Source organism: Paenarthrobacter sp. CAP02, from assembly GCF_040137855.1.
Taxonomy (GTDB): Bacteria; Actinomycetota; Actinomycetes; order Actinomycetales; family Micrococcaceae; genus Arthrobacter.
Genome location: NZ_JBEEII010000013.1, coordinates 29,870 through 48,333 on the forward strand (window position 1 = coordinate 29,870; position 18,464 = coordinate 48,333).

The following is an 18,464-nucleotide window of genomic DNA, read 5'->3' on the forward strand; positions in this document are numbered from 1 at the left end:
CGGCGGTTATGGTGCGGCACGAATCTCTATGAGTGCGAGGTTCCAACGGTCCGTTGTCGGTGAGGTGTCGTTGATCGTCACAGCCGTGCCGTTGCTTGGGGTGGCGGAGTTCTGGCGCTGAACCCAGTAGGTGTCGCCCGCTGGCGCCAGGTACTGGTCGACGAGGGTCTGATTGGACCCTGCCGTGCGGGCTATCGGGTTGGACCAGTCCGTACCGACGCCCCAGACCCAGGAGCCGGCCCCCGTGGTGGTGAGGGTGGCAGTTGGCGCGCCGGAGGCGGCGTTTGCGCCCAATGTTGCGCCCGTCGTGATATCCGCTCCGCGCAGGGCGACAACCGACATGGCGGCCTGCCAGCTTCCCGAGGCCTGCGTGGCGGTGACTGTCGCATTCGAGAGCGGTCCGGGGGCGACGGCCTGCCAGATTTCCGCGGTCCCTGGCTGTGCATTGGACCTTTGTCGGAGTGTCCAGCTGAGCCCTCCGCCGGAGACGGCACTGATGCTTGCCGAATTCGCGGAGTTCGGACCGTCTGAACTGATGAAGGCAAGGAGGAGTTCATTGGAGCCCGTGGTTGTCACACCCGGAGCGCTGATCGTCGACGTACTGGTTCCTTGGTGGACGGAGACGATTTTGTCGACCGTGATTCCACTGCCCGCAGCAACGGCTTGCGCCGTTGCAGTGTTCGACGGCGGACTGACATTGCCTGCCGCGTCGACGGCGGCGACCGTATAGGTGTACGTCGTCCCGGCGAGCACCGAAGTGTCGCTGTAACTGGTGGACACCGGGTTCCCGACTACTGTTCCGTCACGCGAGACCCGGTAAGAGGTGACCCCTACGTTGTCCGTGCCGGCCGTCCACGTCAAGGCGATCTGTCCCGCAGATGCTGACGCAGCCAGGTTCGTCGGAGCAGCTGGAGGGGTGGTGTCCTGGCTCGGCGCTGACAATCGGATCATTGCGGCCGTGGACGGAACGCCATTGCCGTCAACGATCGAGAGCAGGTAATACCCCGGAGGGGCGTAGTTGCCGTTGGCCGGCATTTGGACGTTGAGTCCACCGGCGGCCTGCGAGAAGCCCAGGTTCATGGCTACCGCGTTCTGGTCGAAGGCATGGGTCACGGATCCCGTCTTGATCAGTGACACGGATTGAATCCGCCCCCCATCAGGGGTGCCGATGAACGCCGTCGAACTGTACTGGGCACTGCCCGGTACGCTGGATAGGCTCGGCCGCGGACCTTTGAAAAGGTATGGCGGCGAGTAGATCTGATAGCTCTTCTGGTCCGCAACGCCTGTATCGCCGCCGCTGCCTGATACGAACACCCTGCCGTCCGGAAGCAGGACGGCCACCGAGTGGTAGAGGCGGGGAACCGACATCGGTGCCACGGTGCTCCACGTTCCGGCGGTCGGTTGCCAGATCTCGGCCGGCATCACGGCCTTGCTGATGTCCTGGCCCGATTTGTCGGTCCCCCCTCCTGTCGCAAGGACAGTGCCATCGGGCAAGTTCGTCAAATTCACGAAGCTGCGCGGGAACGCCATCGACGCTGTCGCCTGCCAGGCTGGGCTTTGCGCGTTCATGTCCAAGGTGTAGGCGGTATTGCTGGACTGGCCCGTGAATCCGCCGTCTGCGGCAGATCCGGCCTTGATGAACTTGCCCGGCGCGTAGTTCGCGATCGAAGCGGCGTCCAGGACGCGGGCGTCAACGGTGGTCCATTGCTGCGTGGAGATGTTGAGGGCAAGGCTCGATGTAGCTTGTTCAGAGGCTCCGGCCTGGAGGATGCGGCCGTCGGGCAACTGATAGATGAAGGGGTAGTACGGAATATTCCGGTTCGCTCCCGGCAGGTCGGTCCAGGAGTTCGTGGTGGGTGAATAGACCTCCGGGATGGTCACGATGTCTGTCGAGTTGGTATTCGCACCCGAGGTCACCAGGACCCGGCCGTCAGCCAACGTCGTCGCCGTCGGATACCACCGTGGGTGGTTCATGGGGGCCAGGCTTTGCCAGGTTTCCGTGGTGGGGTCGAACGCCGTGACATCGCGGATCCCCAGCCCGCCGCTTGTCGCCGTCCCACCGACGACGAGGATACGTCCGTCAGGCAGGACCGCCTGCCCTGCGCAGAAGAGGTCAACTGCTGCGCTGGGCACCTGGGTGTAGTTACCTGTCACTGGATCGAGGAGGTATTGCTGGCCGCCTTGGGAGAAGTCGCCCTGCCAGGTAAGGACCTTGCCCGTGGGCGTCAGCGTTGCGTGGATGGACACCTCAGGCCAAGCCACGACAGGTCCCCACGAGCCAACCACGGACGGGTCCGTGCCGGAGCCGGCCGTGGTGAAGGCCGCATCGCCCGAGACGGCGAGGTTGCCCGCAGCGTCCGCGGATTTAACCCTGTAGTGGTAGAGGGTGCCCGCCGACAGCCCGGACAATGCCGCCGAGTGGGTGGTCTGAAGCGTGGGATCTTGAACTGTGTTTTGGCCGTAAGCCGCAGTCGTGCCGTATTCCACCTGCGTGCTGGAAGCCTCGTCCGTAGTCCAGGTGATGGTTGCGCCACTCGTACTCGGTGTGCCGGCTGACACACCCGAAATCACGGGCGGAGTGGTGTCTCCGGTTGCTGGCGCGGCCGGAAGAATTTCGATGACGGAGAGGTTCCACCGGTCAGTCGTCGGTGCCGTGTCATTGATTGCCACGACGGCAGGGGGCGCTTGGGCCGTCACAGCAGTTTGGCGCTGGACCCAGAAGGAATCGCCTTGGTTTGACAGGTACTCATCGACCTTGGTCTGGCCGGCGCCAACAGTGCGGGCAACGGCTTTGTCCCAGTCGTTTCCCAGTCCCCACACCCACGAGCCCGCCCGGGTTGTGGTCAGGGAAGCGTTTGGAGCCCCTGTGGTGGCATTCCCTGTTCCGACGGCGCCGTCAGTCGCCACATCGGCGCCGGCGAAGGTGACCACCGTCATTGAGGACTGGAACGAGCCCGCGTTGGTGGCGGTGACCGTTGCGTTCGTTAGCAGGTTCGGTGCTACGGCTTGCCAGATCTCAGCCGTGCCCCACTGGGTGTTGGTGCGTTTGCGTAGCCGCCAGGAGAGGCCGCCACCGGCGACGGACACAAAGGACTCTCCCCCAGTGGTTTTCGGCCCATCGGACATCAGGAATGCAACGAGGAGTTCATTCGGCTGGCTTGTAGTGAAGGCAGGCGAGACGATCCGCGTCGAAGGGGTGCTCTGGTGCGTGCTGACAATCCGGTCAGTTGCCAGCGGAACGGCAGCCGCTGCGGGCCCGGCAGCGGGGAGCAGACCCAGGACAGAGCCTGCGACGGCAAGGGAGAAGCTCGCCAGCAGAACGAGCGCCCGGGAGGAAAAGATGCGTTGCATGGTTGGTCACACGTTGCTCTCCTGACGGTTCGCAAGGAAACGCATCACCCATCGGGCGGAGACCATGCGTTCAGAACGGGTGAAACCCTGACGGCGGCAGTTAGCCGCGTGAAGCGCCGGGCCAGGTACGGAGGCAGATGGAAAGACCCTCCTGAGCCGGCTCCACAGTCGAAGAATAACTGCGTGAGAGCGGTCTTAGCAATGAGAGATGGTAAGACCATTCCCCAAATCTGTTCATCGATCCAATGGAGCAGGACGTGTACGGACGTTCGCACGGGAAGCGACGACCGAGACTGCGGTGATTGCGCCGGTGGCCATGATCCCCGCCAGGACCACAATCTGGAACCGTCCTGCTTCCAGCGGCGAGACACCGCCGAAAATGGCACCGACAAAAGCACCCGGCAGAGTCACCAAACCCGTTGTCTTGGTCTGGTCAATCGAAGGAATCAAAGCGGAATATACGGCGCTGCGGGCCAAGTCCAACGTGGCTTGACGGGGAGTCGCACCCAACGCCAGCCACCCCTCAACTTCCTCCCAGTGGTCATTGACCGCCCCGGTGAATCGGCGACCGGCCAAGACCGCCGTGGTCATTGAATTGCCGATGATGATCCCACCGATGGCCAGCGCATAGCGAGGGGTCAACTCGATCGCGCCAGAGGCGAAAATGATGCCCATGCTGACCCCGATCCCCAAACTCATGGAGGCCCCAACACGACGAAGGTTTCGCCAGTTCCAGCCAAGACGCCGGGCAGCAGTTATCCCCGCGACGCTGAACATGACCAAGAGCGCCAAAGCAACGAACGTGGGGTTGGTGATCACACCGCTGAGAATGACACTGATGGCCGCGAGCTGGACTGCCCCTCGCAGGATCGCCATCGCCGGAGCCCACCGATGGGGCACTCCGTACCCGCCAAGGACTCCCCACGTCACTGCTGCGAGGAGGACGACGCCGAGAATGGTGCCCCAGAAGGCCACAGTTGTCATCCGCCCAGCCTATAGAGGGACGGCCATCGCCACGGGGCAATGCGCGGGACAATCAAGCCGCGGACCTTCTCCTGTGCCCTCCTTTTCATGGCCGCGAACGCAGGGACCGTCGCACCCGGGAAAGGACCGACTGCAGAAGAGTCCGGGCGAGCGAGAGCCCCTGTTCGAAGCCCACCTCCGGCAGGTAGGCGCGGGTAACGGCGCTGCCGATGGTCGGCAACGCGGCCGGATCGGGATAAACCATGTACAGCGGAACGTACCGGGGCTGGAATTTGGACTTGAAGCCAAGCAATGAGCGGAATCCATAGATGGGTTCAAGGGTGGATCCGAGTCCTTCAAGGAACCTGTCCATGGCGTTCGGGGAGGGGTCCGGTCCAGTCCCGCCCTCGCTGGCTGGGGGTGGCGCCAGCGGGGCTCCCGACAGGCTGATGAACGCGTATCCTTCGTCCCGCAACGTGACGGCTGCGGAGGCTATGAGGAACTCGGCGCTGGCGCGCATGGCCGTGCTTCGCCTGCGGATCACATCCAACGTCCAGCCGACAACGACGCCGTCACTGTGGACAGGGAGCCATGAGGTCACTGCGTGCACTCTCTTGTCCTTATCAATGGCCACAAGACAACGAACTTCGGGATCGTCGAGCTCATCAAGGCTTCCGAGTGTGAAACCCATTTCGGGGATCTTTTTGTCCGCGACCCACTCTTCGGAGATCTCCTGGATTTGTGCCTGGACGCCTCGTGGCGCGGCTTTGTACGTAGTCCATTGAGCCTGGACACCGGCTTTCGCGGCGTTGTTCATTGCCGTCCGGATGTCCTGGAACTTCTTTCCTTTGAAGGTGACCTGGTCCAGGTCGAGGATGGTTTCCTGGGCGACCGGGACACCCGCCCAACCCCTGGCGGTGGCATGGTCTTTCAGGTCCTGCGGCACGGAATAGAAGCAAGGGCTCCAGCCGTTCGCGGCTGCGTGGACCGAGAATTCGTCGAACGTTTTTTGCTGGTCCTCTATGGGGCCGACCGGTGGGCCCAATGTGAGGGCCACACCGCCGATCACGCGATAGGCCACGAAACTGTGTCCGTCCGAAGTGAACCAGTACCTGTTCCCCGGCCAGGTGGTCATCCACGACAACGTTCCCCCGTCCTGGGTTTTGATGATGGCCCGTGCCCGATCTTCGTCCAGGCTGTGCCGGTTGTGGGCCGGCCTGAGGAAGGTCCGGAGCAGCGCGGCTCCCGTCACGGCCCAGAAAACGATGCCCACACCCTCGTACACAGCCACCGCTCCGGGGCTCATTGGTACAAACGCCGGAGTCAGGTCGAACATATAACCCAGAGGCAGGAACCGGTCAGGGATGTCAGCCAGAATCCCGGCCAACCCGGGCTGCGGATTGAAATCCTGGGCCATGGCCGACGTCGCAGCCACGTATGTCAAGGCCAGGACCGCCGCCAGCCCCACGACGAAAACAGCCAGACGGAGGTAGGTCCCCCTCGGAGCGCGGACTGTAAACAGTTTTCGTCGGGTCAGCAGAAGCACCGCGAGCAGCAGGGGCAGCAACAACGGCAGAACAAGGGCAAACGGATGGCCATAACCGGCGCCATCCACAGCAGTCATACTCTCTGCTGCAGCGGTATCCGGAGCTGAGGGCTGCAAAACCGCAACGATGGTAGCCACAGCCATGGCGGAAAGTGCTGCTTGAATGAGCAGGGTTCCCGCCCAAGCGAACCGGCGTCCGCGACGCAACCCGTCGGCAAACAAGAGCAGCAGGAACGACGGAAGGACCGCCATGAAAGTGCCGCCCGCTCCGGCCCGCAATTGCAAACCAGCGGCAGCACAGTCCCTGGCCAGGGCGGGGTACGCGCAAAGCGTCTGCAATGTCTCAGGGTCCACCGGTTGGAGGTTGGTCAAGAGAAAGCGAAGAACCGACAAAGGACCTACCGCGTGGGGCGCCAGCCCGGCTACGACCGGCCCGATGGCCGTTACAGCGACGAGGAGCGCAATCAGCACCCGGCGTTCATGCCGGGAACTTACAGGATGCGGCGTTACCGGTCTACGTCCCGAGAGTACTGGTCCTACAAGAGCTCCCACGGTAGCGGCGAAGAGCCGTACCAAGTCGGCGAAACCACCGTTGTACAAAGCCAGCAGCAGGAGCAGGGCAAACACGCCCAATCGTATTCGGCGCCGCCATAGCGTCGTCATGGATGCGGTGGACGCCATCAGGACGGCGCAAACCAACGCGCTGGGGCCGGCAAAAGCGTTTCCACCAATTTGGCCAACCCAATCCCCCATCACGCCAGCCGCCACGGCCACGAACCCCATCGCGGCAGCAACTCCCACCACATGGCCCGCGGCCGCAGCCACGGCGAACCGGCGGCTGCCGATGCGGCGTTCCACCGGGACGCCTACTCCCAACAACAGCAGTATTCCGATCACGGCACTTGTCGGGTTGCGAGCCCAGAAAGCCGAACTCAGCAGCACCCACCAATGCTCGGGGAAAGACCGCGCTGTCGCGCCCAGGGGTACCCGCGAACCGTCACCGAACCCACCAAAAACTGCTGCCAAAATCCCGATAAGAAGGACGCAGCCAATGCTGACCGGGGCACCGGCGACGCTGGCCACGAGCTGGCCCAAACGACGGCGCTCTTGGGGCGCCACTGCAGCACCGTCCAAGTGCGTCATTACGGGCTTCCTCTCCGGGAACGGGAATGCAGACCGTGGCACCCGTCCCGCGCCAGGACGCCCCGGCCGAGCGGCGCGGACCAATCCGGCGCCACCTTGCTATTCCATCACAGGAACCTCGGAGGATGACGAAGTCCGGGGCTCTCTGGCCTGCTGCGCATCCGCAGCGGGAGCCTCCGTCCGGGACTGAAGGATGGCAGATTCAATCCTCAGGCAACAACCCATGAACACGAGAAGCGAGCCAACAACCAGCGGCCAAAGGACAAATGAGCCGGTCAGGAAGGACTGGATTGCAATGACGACGAATCCGATGAAGATGGCAAACGAACCGTTGCGTTGCGTGCTGATAGTGGTCGAAGAAGCCAAATGCGGTTCCCTTTCGAAGTGTTCAACAATGGAAGCTGTCCGGCCTCCGTTGCCCAGCCTGATTGAGCTCAAAGTCTAGTGCGTTCCAAGAGTCGGTCGATGGACCTCTCCTGCTGCTCAGTGGAATAGCTCTCGTTGTCAAGCAGCGACACTGCGTTAAGTCCCTCGCTCAACGCCGAAACGTCCACCGCAAAGGACGTGACGTCGTCGTGGGTCCAGTCTGGTCGTGCTGCCGCAGCCAGCCGTTCAATGCGGCGCAGCAACATCTGGTTGCCCTGCCGGTGATGTTCCGCGATGTCCTCATCAGCAACGGCCGCAGCCAGGAAACTGACCCAGACCCGCGCTTCGTCGCTGGCGCCACAGAGACCTGCGGGCAGGGCGCGAACGACATCCTGGAGGGCGGCGAGAGGGTCCGGTGCGTTGGCCTCTACCTCTTCAAGCCGGGCAACGGCGCGTTCGGTCAGTGTCTTGCGCGCATGGACAAGAAGGTCACGCTTCGTGGGGAAAGTATGGAACACCAGCCCGGTGGTGCATCCAGCCTCCTTTGCCACGGCACTGGCTGTAATACGGTAGTGCCGACTACGGAATACCGCAACGAATGGGAGAGCAGTGAACGGGAGTGATCGTGAAGCAGCAGCGGATGTGCTGCGAGCTTGGGCGCTGGACGAAGATCTGAAGGAAAAGGTGATGGCCTCGCCCCTGCTGGCACCCGTTGCCTCCAGGATCGCACGCCAGTACTCGGCTGGCGACACCGTGGCCGACGCCGTGGAGGCAGCTCAGCGCTCGATGTCACGCGGGCACCTGGTCAGTATCGAATACGCCGGTGAAAGCGTCCGCGATGCCGACCTGGCCCGCCATGAAACAACCGTCTTCCTGGAGCTGATCAGCGCACTTCGGGAAGCAAAAATTGCAAGCACCGTTTCTTTCGACCTCTCCCACGTCGGGCTGCTCCTGGGCCAGGATCCGGCAATGGAGAACGTCCGCGCGATGGCCAAAGCTCTCGCGCCGTTGGGCACTTCGCTCATGATCTCCGCGGAGGGCTCGGACCGTACCGACCTGGTCCTGGACACCTATGACGCCCTCATCGCGGAGGAACTGCCAGTGGGGATCACCATCCAAGCTCGCATGCACCGTAGTGCAGCCGACCTGGAACGTGTGCTGGAACGCCCGGGCGTCATCCGGTTGGTCAAGGGAGCCTTCCTCGAACCGGCCGACCGGGCCTACCAGCGTGGGAGCAGCGAGCTACAGAACGCATACCTCCGTTTGGCGGGCCGCATCCTGGAGGCTGGACACGCGCTGTCCATCGCAACCCACGACGCAGCACTTATCGGAAAACTCACAACAGAGCACCCGGACCTGATCAGTCGGCCGGACGTGGAATTCGAAATGCTGCTCGGGCTGGGCACCGCCACCTTGGACCAATTGCACAAGGACGGCTACACCACGCGGGAATATTCGATCTTTGGCGATCAATGGTGGTTGTACGTCCTGAACCGCATCGCAGAAGAACCCGAACGGGTGTTCACGGCACTCGTAGCTGCCGCTCAATAGACGGGGCCCCTCCTGCCGACAACCCGCGCGCAACAAATCAGTGCCGTAGGACGCGCGGCGTCAGGGGTTACGCCTTGAGGGAAAAAATATCTGGACACGGTCGCGCGAACGGCCGATGAACGGTGCCCGAAAGCGTGAGGACCACTGTGTGGACCAGCCGGAGTGCTGGCCGCTAAAGTCGCCCGAGAATTCTCCATGGCGCTCGGGTCCTCCTCCGCCAGTGACTTGGACCGCAAGTAGCCGGGCCAGTCGGGAGGATCCTGGAGCTTCAGCGCTGGGGTCCCTAGCGAATCAGTCCGGCGACGAGGTTGATGGTGGTAGCGAGGACGATGGTGCCAAGGAGGTAGGACAGCAAAGCCTGGCGCAGAACTGTGGTGCGGATTGCGTCCGTCTTCAGGTCGGTGTCCGAGACCTGGAAGGTCATACCAACTGTGAAGGCAAGGTAGGCGAAATCCATGTAGCGCGGTTGTTTGCTTTCGTTGAAGTCCACACCGGTTTTGTCCCGGTAGTAAATGGATGCGTAGCGCAAGGTGAAAAGGGTATGGACAAGAAACCAAGAGAGTGCCACGCTGCCAACGGCCATGGCGATGATTGCGGCCTTTTTGCCTCCCTCGGCGTCGGCAGCGTCCAGCAGAATCAAAGCAACGCCGGCGAAACTGGCAATCGTTGCACTCAGCACCAGCGCATCCGCCCCTGCCCGTCCAGGGTCTTCGCGCCGGGCGTGTGCGGCTGTCGCAGATGACTGGAGCCTGCCTATGACCGTCCAAACCCAAACCAGATACGTTACGGACGCCGCGGCCCATCCGATCGCCGGGGCATAGGCCCAAGACTTCAGCAGACCGACCATCAAGGCAGTTACCAGACCCACGGCGATCATCACCGCGACCCGCAGTCTCGAGTGATGCGCCGTTGTATCAAAGTCCTGTTCGGGCTTGGCGGAGCCGTTGCTTTCGGTCATATCCGATCATCTCACCGGGAACGTCAATTCCCGCGTTGTTCCTCTGAACGACATGAGTTTTGGGCCCCCGACGCACTGGGTCCAGCGACGTCACAAGCCGATCACCCTCCTGAGGCCAAACGAAGTGATCCGTGCAAGTTCCGGGTTGTCCTGAAGCTCGCTGAGCGTAAGTCCAGTTTCTTTGATTGCGCGGCGCATCGCCTGTAAGTTCGCAAATCCACTGGCCTCGGCAATATTTCCCAAGGAACGTCGCCACGAACCGGGCTCCGCAAAGAGTTCCAGAGCCTCCACGGTTCTCAGTGTCCGGATGTATTTGTTGACCGGGAGGGCTTCGTCCTCGAAAAGATAATAGAGGGCCCGACGGGACAGAAAGGAGTAGGCCACAACTTCACCAACGTCCAATGCCGGGTTCCTGTAGTTCATCCGAATGAACTTCTTGACCGCTGCGATGCGGGCCGGCTTCATGTCGGAATCGTCGGCCGGTGCTTCCAGGAGTGAACCGATCAAAGCTGTCATCATGGACCGGAAGACCGGCTGCAACCGCGGTAGGTCCCGTCCCAGATCCGGCTCCTGCCAACTGCACAACGCCGGCAAAATCAGCCCGCGGACCATGGGATGCGTCCGGATATCGCCGAGGCCCTCCAACCTTTTCATCGACTGATCGTCCAAGCCCATCAGTTGACGGTCGAATTGGATTCTTACGGCGCTAAGACCTGATGGGGCATGGAAGCTCCCTGGGTAAGAGTGGTCCATGAACCGGACGCTGCCAGGGGCGATCTCCTCAGAGCGACCGGAAAAACTGAAACCCGCGCATGAACTTCGGAAATACAGTAACCAGTTCTGGGAACGGGCGGGAGCCCTCCAACGGCAGTTGGCGGGTTCGTTGCTGACATCCACGAGACTGAAACCGGGCCCACCAAGGCTCAGGGCAGTGGGGTTAAAGCCTGGCCGGACCAGTGTTTCGGTCTTTTCAAGCCGTGCTGGCGTATCTATCGCGTTGCCGTACCAACACCTCCAGTGTTCAAACTTCTCCTCCAGGTTCAAGTCCATCGGCACGCTGTAATGCGTGAGTCCTTCCGGGGATGGGTCGATGTCGCTGGTCGAGGGTGAGGATTTCATGAAGTGACGCCTTTTGGCTGCTGGACAACCGTGGTTCGAGGGAAACTCAAGGCAACGAAGCAAGCGAGTGCAATGAGGACTTATAAGTCTAGGTGCTGGCGGCCTGTGGGTAGTGGTTCCGCCATTTGCTCCACTCCTCGGGATGGACGGTGGGCTCCCCGAGCAAATATCCCTGCCCCACAGGGACTCCGAGCTCCATCACTGCGGCGAGTTCCCCCATCGTTTCAAGACCTTCAGCCACCAGAGTTGCACTAATACCTTCGGCGAACTTGACCATCGCGGATCCAAAGGCCTTCTTCGCATCGTCCGCGTCGAGTCCGGCGATGATTGTCCTGTCGAGTTTAATAAAGTCGGGCCTGAGTTGAAGTACATGCCGCATCGAAGCGAACCCCGCTCCCGTGTCATCGACGGCGATACGCAAGCCGGCTTCTCGCGCCCGCGCCAGGGAAGCCTTGAGACTCTCATAATCTGTCACTGCGCAGTGCTCCGTCAGCTCCAAGACGATCCTTGTCGGCGCAACCCGCGACTCTTCCAGCAGAGCGACCATCCGCCGGTCAAGACAGGCTGTTGGGGAGAGATTGACGGAAACAAAGAGATGATTCGGCAATTCCGCGGCGGCGTTGAGCGCCGTTTTCATGGCCAGGAACTCGAGCTCGGCCGCGCATCCTGACGAGGCAGCGTCAGCGAACCACTCCTCTGGTGACCTGTCGGGTTCCCCGGAAAAGCGAGTCAACGCTTCAACGCCCACCACGTGGCCGTTGCTAAGGTCACGGATCGGCTGGAAAGCCGTTGACAGCGTCCGGCTTGCGATCAAATCCTGAACTCGAAGTTCGGCGGCTATCCCAGGCCGGCCCCCACCACCTTGCCCAGCCAACCCGCTGGACTCCGATGTGCCTGACCGCCTCCAGCGCGTCAGCAATGACAGCAATGACAGCAATGATCCAGCGCGCTCCCATCGCTTGCCGGGCGCCAAGCGAGGACAGCTCGCTGTTTCCTCGCTGGATCCTATTGTTCTACGGAGCATGCCCCGCCCCCAGACTTCTTGTTGGCCCTAAAGATCAGCATTGCAAAACACTATGGTTCCTTAGCCGGCCAGCGGATCGGCATCAGCTTCACATCGTGCAGTAAGTGCTGCCTGGCGGTATCGATTCGTGCACGGCAGACAAGATATCGCCGCTCATTGCACTCGTTGAGTCCTACAAGGAGATTTTCTGCACTGTTCGTCATCAGAACTGCGGGGCAGCCCTTGGCCCGGGGCTAGTCTGAAAGAGTATTCCCGTCCGTCCGGTCTCCCCCAGACAGGACGGGCGGGTCTGTGCAATGCCGCACAGTGTTCGTTGCAAATCTCCCTTTCGCACCCTGACAGATCGGCCGGTTGCATGAATTCTGTAGAGGCTGCGGTCCCGGCTTCAACCCTGACTGGCGCGCAAAAAGTCGCGGTGGTGTTGATGCAGCTAAGTCCTGCCGGTGCCGCCTCTGTGTTCGCCCGCTTCTCCGAGCCTGAGGCCGAAGAAATTGCGGCAGAAATTGTCCGCCTCCAACGTGTCCCATCTGCTGTGGCAACCACAGTCGTCAACGAATTCCATGACTACGTCAAGAAGGGCCGCCGCTCCGCCCGTGGAGGTCGCGACTTCGCTGCAGGGCTACTCGAGGCGTCCTTCGGTACAGACAAGGCCGCTGGTCTCATGGACAGGCTCACCGGTGTGATGGTAGGCAAGTCCTTCGAGTTCCTGGAACCTATGGCGATCGAACAGATAATCGCACTACTCGACGGCGAACTGGCACAAACCACGGCCCTCGTGCTCGCGCATCTACGACCAAGCAAAGCATCAGCCATTTTGACGGGCCTAGATGACAACCTGGCCGTTGAAGTCTCATGCTGCATCGCCACCATGGGTCCAGTAGCACCGGAAGTGATCGCAACAGTCGCGGAGGTCCTTCGGGAGCGCGCCGGTTCGGCAGCAAAGCTGGCAAGTTCGAACGAAAACCTTGGCGGCGTTCAACCTCTTGTGAACATCATCACGCGCACAGACTCAAGAACCGAGCGCACCATCCTTAACGGCCTTGATCAGGTCGACGTCGAACTGGCGGGTGAGGTCAGGGCGCAAATGCTTACGTTCAAGGATCTGGTCAGACTGGACCCACGCGACCTGCAAAAAATTCTGCGCAGGGTAAGTCCAGAGAGCCTGGCTACTGCACTGAAGGGAGCCCCCGTTGTCGTTCTGGAATCCGTGAAACGCAACATCTCCGAACGCAACCGGGAAATCCTGCTCTCGGAAATGGCAAACTCCGGGCCAATAAGAGCTTCACAGGTTGAAGAGGCCCGGGCTCAAATCGTCCGCCTCATACGGGACGAGACCGCATCCGGCACCATGGTGATCCATCGCGCCGAGGACGAGGACTACATAGACTGACCCTCGACATCTAATACTAAGCGTGCTTAGCATTGCGTGGGTAAGCACACGGTTGGTGAGCAAGGTCAGGGATCAAGAATTCCCGGCTGGGTCCTTCATATATGCATAAACCCGGAGGGCAGCCTCTTATATGTCGCACATTGATCGCAAGGCCCTGATTGCCGCCCTCATCGGACTGGTTGTCGCGCTCGCTCCGGCACTGCTGGGTGCTCCCGAACTTGCGCCCTTGATCGGGTGGTCTGTCGCAGGCTGCGTCTTCCTGACCTGGGCCTGGATCAAGGCGTGGCCCGCCGGCCCGGAGGCCACAGGTGAACTCGCCCGCCAGGAGGATCGCTCTCGACGGCTTGTTGACTCCCTTATCACCGGCGCGACGTTCCTCAGTCTTGTGGCGGTTGTCTTTGCCTTGATCCGCAGCCAGCAAAAGGATCCAATAGGCGTGGCCGCCGCGCTACTGGCGGCCCTCAGCGTGGTGCTCGCATGGGCCCTCGTCAACACCGTCTACGCGTTCAAGTACGCCCGGATGTACTACCACGACGACCATCATCGCTTCCGCTTCAACCAGGACGAGGAACCGTCGTACAGCGACTTCGCCTACGCAGCATTCTCAATTGGCATGTCTTACAGCGCGAGCAACGTGAAGGAGTCATCGACCGCATCCCGCAAGATCGCCTTGGGACACGCGCTGCTTTCTTACTTCTTCGCCACCTTCGTCGTCGCAGTCGCCATCAACCTTGTCGTCAGCCTGGGACAGTCCGGTTAAACGGTCCGCTTAGGCAGGCGGGGCCCCGGTGGGTGGGGTTCCGCCAGGGCCGCCTCCGGGTGGCAATCCGCCGCCCGGGACGCTGCCGGCACTCGGAGTGGTGGTGGTGTCGACGGCGGCGGTAAGGGCCACCTGGTAGCCGGAAGTGGTGTCGCCGGTAACCTGCGCGAGTTGGAACTCACCCCCATCGTCGCCAAAGACGTTGTCCGAGGTCAGGCTTACCCGGGAAAGGTTAGAGCTTGAACCCTTGTATTCAGACAACGCGTACACCTTTTCGCTGATGTCCTGGGGCAACGCGACCTGGGAAGTTGCAATGGCCTTGGTCGAATCAGTGATGTCGTCCACGGTGGGGTACACCTCGAAGTGGATATGCGGCCAACGCCCTGTGTAGCAGGCGGGGTAAATCGAGGAGTAGGTGACTTTCCCGTCGCTGTCGGCGACCTGTACTCCGCGGAGGTAGGTTTCGTTCTGGATGCCTTGGGAGTACATCGAATACCCGCCCTCGGCATTGCAATGCCACACATAGACAGCTGCGTTCTTAAGGGGGACGCCACCGTTTACCATGTCAAGGATTGTGAGGGTGAGCGTCATGGGCACGCCGGCTGCCGTGGTCCCGCCGCCGACGCTGGAGCGGATGTCACTTCGCACGATGCCTGACTGTTCAAGAACATCCGCACCGTTGGAACCATCGCCAGGATAAGGCCCGGCAGTCTCGTCAGGAATCTCAGTCAATCCGGAAGCGCCCGTGGCGGACCCAGTGGAAGCGTTGGCCATGGAGCTGGCGGCCGGGGTCTGGGCACTGGTGCTACCCGTGCTGCCGGGTGAGCAAGCGGCAAGGGCGACTGCTCCCATGCCGGCTCCGAATATCCCTAACATCGACCGGCGGCTTACTAAAGTCCCAATGTCGAAGGCAATGCCTTGGTCGACGACCTCGTCGTCGACGCGGTGGAGCGCCCGTCCCTCATACATGGGACCGTTGACGCTGTACTCGGGTTCAGGGATTCTGCTGCTCATGGTTCCTCACTCGACTGCTGGTATCAATGCTTACAGCCTTCATTGGCAATCAAGGGTCGGACTGTGGTGAAGCTGTGTTGCGCCTTTGAAGCGTGGCCGGGTTATAAACATCGCAAGCCACATCGGACAATAGATGTCCTCCCTGCCCCGCCCGCTCAATGGCCCTCAGTCGAGCAGCGCTACGCCGAACTCAGCGACGACGGTCCGCAATTCCTTGAGGTAGCGCTGCGCCTGGTCGGTCAGCGGAATTGCGGCGTGGCCGATCCAGCCGATCTCGATGCGTTCGTCTACGTCGAGCGGGATGGCGACGATCTCAGGGTCGAGCTGCCCGCTGATGATGCCCGTCGAGATCGTGTAGCCGTGGAGCCCGATCATGAGGTTGAAGATCGTGGCGCGGTCAGAGACCCGGATCTCCTGCTTACTGGACAAAGTGGAGAGAATTTCCTCGGCGAAGTAAAAGGAGTTGTTGGCACCTTGATCGAAAGTCAGCCGCGGCAAACCGGCAAGATCATCGAGTGTCGCACGCTCCTTTGCAGCGAGCGGGTTCTTCCGTGAAATGAATATGTGCGGATCAGCGAGGAAAAGTGGAGTAAACGCGAGCCCGGACTCCCTGAGCAGCTTGTCGATGACCTTCCGGTTGAAATCATTCCGGTAGAGAATCCCGATTTCGCTGCGGAGCGTCCGGACATCCTCGATGATGTCCCAGGTGCGGGACTCACGCAGTGAGAACTCGTATTCGGCCACATCAGAGGCCTTGACCATCCGGACGAAGGCGTCCACGGCAAACGAGTAGTGCTGCGTTGACACCCCGAGCAGACGTCGCCTCGGCGGCCTGCCAAGGTAGCGCTGCTCGAGGAGAGCGAACTGCTCGACGACCTGCCTCGCGTAGCCGAGGAACTCTACCCCGTCGGCGGTGAGGGTGACTCCGCGGGCGGAGCGGAGCAGGAGCGCACGGCCCACCCGGGCCTCAAGGTCCTTCATCGCGGCGGACATTGTCGGCTGCGCTACGTAGAGAAGATCGGCGGCCGCGGAGATCGATCCCTCAGCGGCAACTTCTATGAAGTAGCGGAGCTGCTGCAAGGTCAATCCGCTCGAAATTTGGGCCATAGGTAGATTCTATATGCACGCATAGCAACCACTAGTTACCTGATAGCCCTCGGAAGGTTGCACCATGGATACACCACCTTCTGAAAGGCCGTCTCCGGCCATCAACAACGGATTGGCAACATGGCAGACGACTTCACCTTCAGCATCACCACGACCCCCTTCAACGAGGACTACTCCCCGTCGGAAGGCTCGAGGATCACGACGAATTTCGCCAACCTGGCACGTGGCGAGCACCGCCAGGAGAACCTCCGCAACGCCTTGACCATGATTCGGCGCCGCTTCAACGATCTCGCAGACTGGGACAACCCGGACCGGGACCGTTACACGCTCGAGCTTGAGATCGTTTCCGTGCACATAGAGTTCACTGCGGAAGGTACCGATCAGCGGTTCCCGCTGTTCGAGGTTCTCGACATCCAGATCGTCGACCAGCTGAACGGCGTCCGTCACCAGGGAATCGTGGGAAACAATTTCTCCTCCTACGTCCGTGACTTCGACTTCAGCGTCGTCCTGCCGGCTGCAGCAGCAGAAGCCGGCAAGCCCGTTGTTCCCGAGGACTTCGGCGATCTTCACGGCAAACTGTTCCAGCAGTTCCTCGATTCCCCGGCATGCCAGGAACGCTTCCCGCAGTCGCCAGTGGTGTGCATCAGCGTCTCCACGAGCAAGACTTACCGGCGAACGGAAAACCGCCACCCCATCCTGGGCGTCGAGTACCAGCAGGACGAGTTCTCGCTGACGGACGCGTACTTCGCGAAGATGGGGCTTCAGGTCCGCTACTTCATGCCGCGAGGCAGCGTGGCGCCACTCGCCTTCTACTTCCGCGGCGACCTGCTCAACGACTACTCAAACCTGCAGCTCATCGGCACGATCAGCACCATGGAGACGTTCCAGAAGATCTACCGCCCGGAGGTCTACAACGCGAACTCCGCCGCCGCCGTCGTCTATCAACCGAGCCTGGGAGAGCAGGACTTCTCGCGGACGCAGATCGCTTATGACCGCGTCGAGCGTAGTCAGCTCGCGATCACGCAGGCGAAGTACACAGAAGAACACTTCATCACGCCCCACAAGGATCTATTGGACCAGTGGACCGCCAAATACCCCGCCCTCGTCAACTGACCCACGGAGAATCGCCAATCATGAACACACTCTTGCCCACCACCGTTGTTGGAAGCCTGCCGAAACCATCCTGGCTCGCACAGCCGGAGACCCTCTGGTCCCCCTGGAAGCTGGAGGGAGATGCGCTTCACGAGGGTAAGCAGGATGCGCTGCGCATCGCGCTTCACGAGCAGAGCCGACGCGGCATTGACATCGTCAGCGATGGCGAGCAAACCCGCCAGCACTTCGTCACGACCTTCATCGAGCACCTCAGCGGGGTTGACTTTGAACAGCGCAAGACCGTGCGCATCCGCGATCGCTACGACGCGAGCGTGCCGACCGTCGTCGGACCGGTGCGCCGCGAGCGGCCGGTATTTGTCGAAGACGCAAAGTTCCTCCGCGCAACCACGGACCAGCCGATCAAATGGACTCTTCCCGGTCCAATGACGATGGTGGACACGCTCTACGATGACCACTACAAGAGCCGCGAGAAGCTGGCCTGGGAGTTCGCTGCGATCCTGAACCAGGAGGCGAAGGAGCTGGAGGCGGCCGGCGTGGACATCATCCAGTTTGACGAGCCCGCGTTCAATGTCTTCCTCGATGAGGTCAAGGACTGGGGCGTGGCTGCGCTTGAGCGAGCGGCAGAAGGCCTGCGCGCGGAGACCGCCGTGCATATCTGTTACGGCTACGGGATCAAGGCCAATAATGACTGGAAAGCGACGCTCGGCTCACAGTGGCGGCAGTACGAGGAGACATTCCCGTTGCTTCAGAGCTCCAGCATTGACATCATCTCGCTGGAATCCCAGAACTCCCACGTGCCCATGGACCTCATCGAGCTCCTCCGCGGCAAGAAGGTCATGCTCGGGGCAATCGACGTCGCAAGCGAGACGATCGAGACCCCGGAAGAGGTCGCCGACACCCTCCGCAAAGCACTGCAGTTCGTCGATGCGGACAAGCTCATCCCCAGCTCCAACTGCGGCATGGCACCGTTCCCCCGGGATGTCGCCTTGGCCAAGCTGAGTGCTCTCAGCGCAGGCACGAACATCGTTCGCGAGGAACTCGCCCGCAGGGTCTCATAAC

Annotated in this window: 15 protein-coding genes; 5 read left to right on the forward strand and 10 right to left on the reverse strand. The window is 61.4% G+C overall.

Annotated elements, in window-relative coordinates; genetic code table 11:
- Positions 1–6: 6 nt before the first annotated feature.
- The 5 genes from ABHM97_RS18900 to ABHM97_RS18920 all read right to left on the reverse strand — a co-directional run bounded on the left by ABHM97_RS18900 (position 7) and on the right by ABHM97_RS18920 (position 8,094).
- Entirely contained in the window at positions 7–3,351 is a 3,345-nt protein-coding gene (locus ABHM97_RS18900; RefSeq protein WP_349471838.1) for a galactose oxidase-like domain-containing protein, read from the reverse strand.
- Between the two features lie 234 nt (positions 3,352–3,585).
- The gene (locus tag ABHM97_RS18905; RefSeq protein ID WP_349471839.1) at positions 3,586–4,335 is read right to left on the reverse strand and encodes an ABC transporter permease; all 750 of its coding nucleotides are present in this window, start codon (positions 4,333–4,335) and stop codon (positions 3,586–3,588) included.
- Positions 4,336–4,420: 85 nt separating this feature from the next.
- The gene (locus ABHM97_RS18910; protein WP_349471840.1) at positions 4,421–7,003 is read right to left on the reverse strand and encodes a bifunctional lysylphosphatidylglycerol flippase/synthetase MprF; all 2,583 of its coding nucleotides are present in this window, start codon (positions 7,001–7,003) and stop codon (positions 4,421–4,423) included.
- 99 nt (positions 7,004–7,102) lie between these two features.
- Positions 7,103–7,369 carry a hypothetical protein gene (locus tag ABHM97_RS18915; protein ID WP_235521945.1) on the reverse strand — a complete coding sequence of 89 codons (267 nt, stop codon included), beginning with the start codon at positions 7,367–7,369 and terminating at the stop codon, positions 7,103–7,105.
- A 68-nt stretch (positions 7,370–7,437) separates the two neighbouring features.
- Positions 7,438–8,094 carry a TetR/AcrR family transcriptional regulator gene (locus tag ABHM97_RS18920; protein WP_349471875.1) on the reverse strand — a complete coding sequence of 219 codons (657 nt, stop codon included), beginning with the start codon at positions 8,092–8,094 and terminating at the stop codon, positions 7,438–7,440.
- Between ABHM97_RS18920 and ABHM97_RS18925 the strand changes: the two genes are divergently transcribed.
- The gene (locus tag ABHM97_RS18925) at positions 7,979–8,920 is read left to right on the forward strand and encodes a proline dehydrogenase family protein (RefSeq protein WP_349471841.1); all 942 of its coding nucleotides are present in this window, start codon (positions 7,979–7,981) and stop codon (positions 8,918–8,920) included. The genes ABHM97_RS18920 and ABHM97_RS18925 overlap by 116 nt on opposite strands.
- Positions 8,921–9,203: 283 nt before the next feature.
- On the opposite strand, the gene ABHM97_RS18930 is transcribed toward ABHM97_RS18925, so the two are convergent.
- From ABHM97_RS18930 to ABHM97_RS18940, 3 genes are all read right to left on the reverse strand, one after another.
- Positions 9,204–9,878: a DUF1345 domain-containing protein gene (locus tag ABHM97_RS18930; protein WP_235521942.1), complete on the reverse strand. Its 675-nt coding sequence runs from the start codon at positions 9,876–9,878 to the stop codon at positions 9,204–9,206.
- Between the two features lie 90 nt (positions 9,879–9,968).
- Positions 9,969–10,553, reverse strand: coding sequence for a helix-turn-helix transcriptional regulator (locus ABHM97_RS18935; RefSeq protein WP_349471842.1), 585 nt, complete (start codon positions 10,551–10,553; stop codon positions 9,969–9,971).
- Positions 10,554–11,085: 532 nt separating this feature from the next.
- Positions 11,086–11,811, reverse strand: a complete 726-nt coding sequence (locus ABHM97_RS18940; RefSeq protein ID WP_349471843.1) for an EAL domain-containing protein — start codon at positions 11,809–11,811, stop codon at positions 11,086–11,088.
- A gap of 565 nt (positions 11,812–12,376) precedes the next feature.
- Here ABHM97_RS18940 and fliG point away from each other — a divergent pair.
- Positions 12,377–13,411 carry a flagellar motor switch protein FliG gene (gene fliG / locus ABHM97_RS18945; RefSeq protein WP_349471844.1) on the forward strand — a complete coding sequence of 345 codons (1,035 nt, stop codon included), beginning with the start codon at positions 12,377–12,379 and terminating at the stop codon, positions 13,409–13,411.
- A gap of 130 nt (positions 13,412–13,541) precedes the next feature.
- Positions 13,542–14,171 (forward strand): DUF1345 domain-containing protein, encoded by a 630-nt coding sequence (locus tag ABHM97_RS18950; RefSeq protein ID WP_235521938.1) that lies wholly within the window; start codon positions 13,542–13,544, stop codon positions 14,169–14,171.
- A gap of 9 nt (positions 14,172–14,180) precedes the next feature.
- Here ABHM97_RS18950 and ABHM97_RS18955 read toward each other — a convergent pair whose 3' ends face one another.
- Entirely contained in the window at positions 14,181–15,185 is a 1,005-nt protein-coding gene (locus ABHM97_RS18955) for an intradiol ring-cleavage dioxygenase (protein WP_349471845.1), read from the reverse strand.
- A 165-nt stretch (positions 15,186–15,350) separates the two neighbouring features.
- Entirely contained in the window at positions 15,351–16,292 is a 942-nt protein-coding gene (locus ABHM97_RS18960; protein ID WP_235521936.1) for a LysR family transcriptional regulator, read from the reverse strand.
- A gap of 120 nt (positions 16,293–16,412) precedes the next feature.
- Between ABHM97_RS18960 and ABHM97_RS18965 the strand changes: the two genes are divergently transcribed.
- Positions 16,413–17,405, forward strand: a complete 993-nt coding sequence (locus ABHM97_RS18965; protein WP_235521935.1) for a DUF1852 domain-containing protein — start codon at positions 16,413–16,415, stop codon at positions 17,403–17,405.
- 20 nt (positions 17,406–17,425) lie between these two features.
- Positions 17,426–18,463, forward strand: coding sequence for a methionine synthase (locus ABHM97_RS18970; protein WP_349471846.1), 1,038 nt, complete (start codon positions 17,426–17,428; stop codon positions 18,461–18,463).
- The last annotated feature ends 1 nt before the right edge of the window (position 18,464 follow it).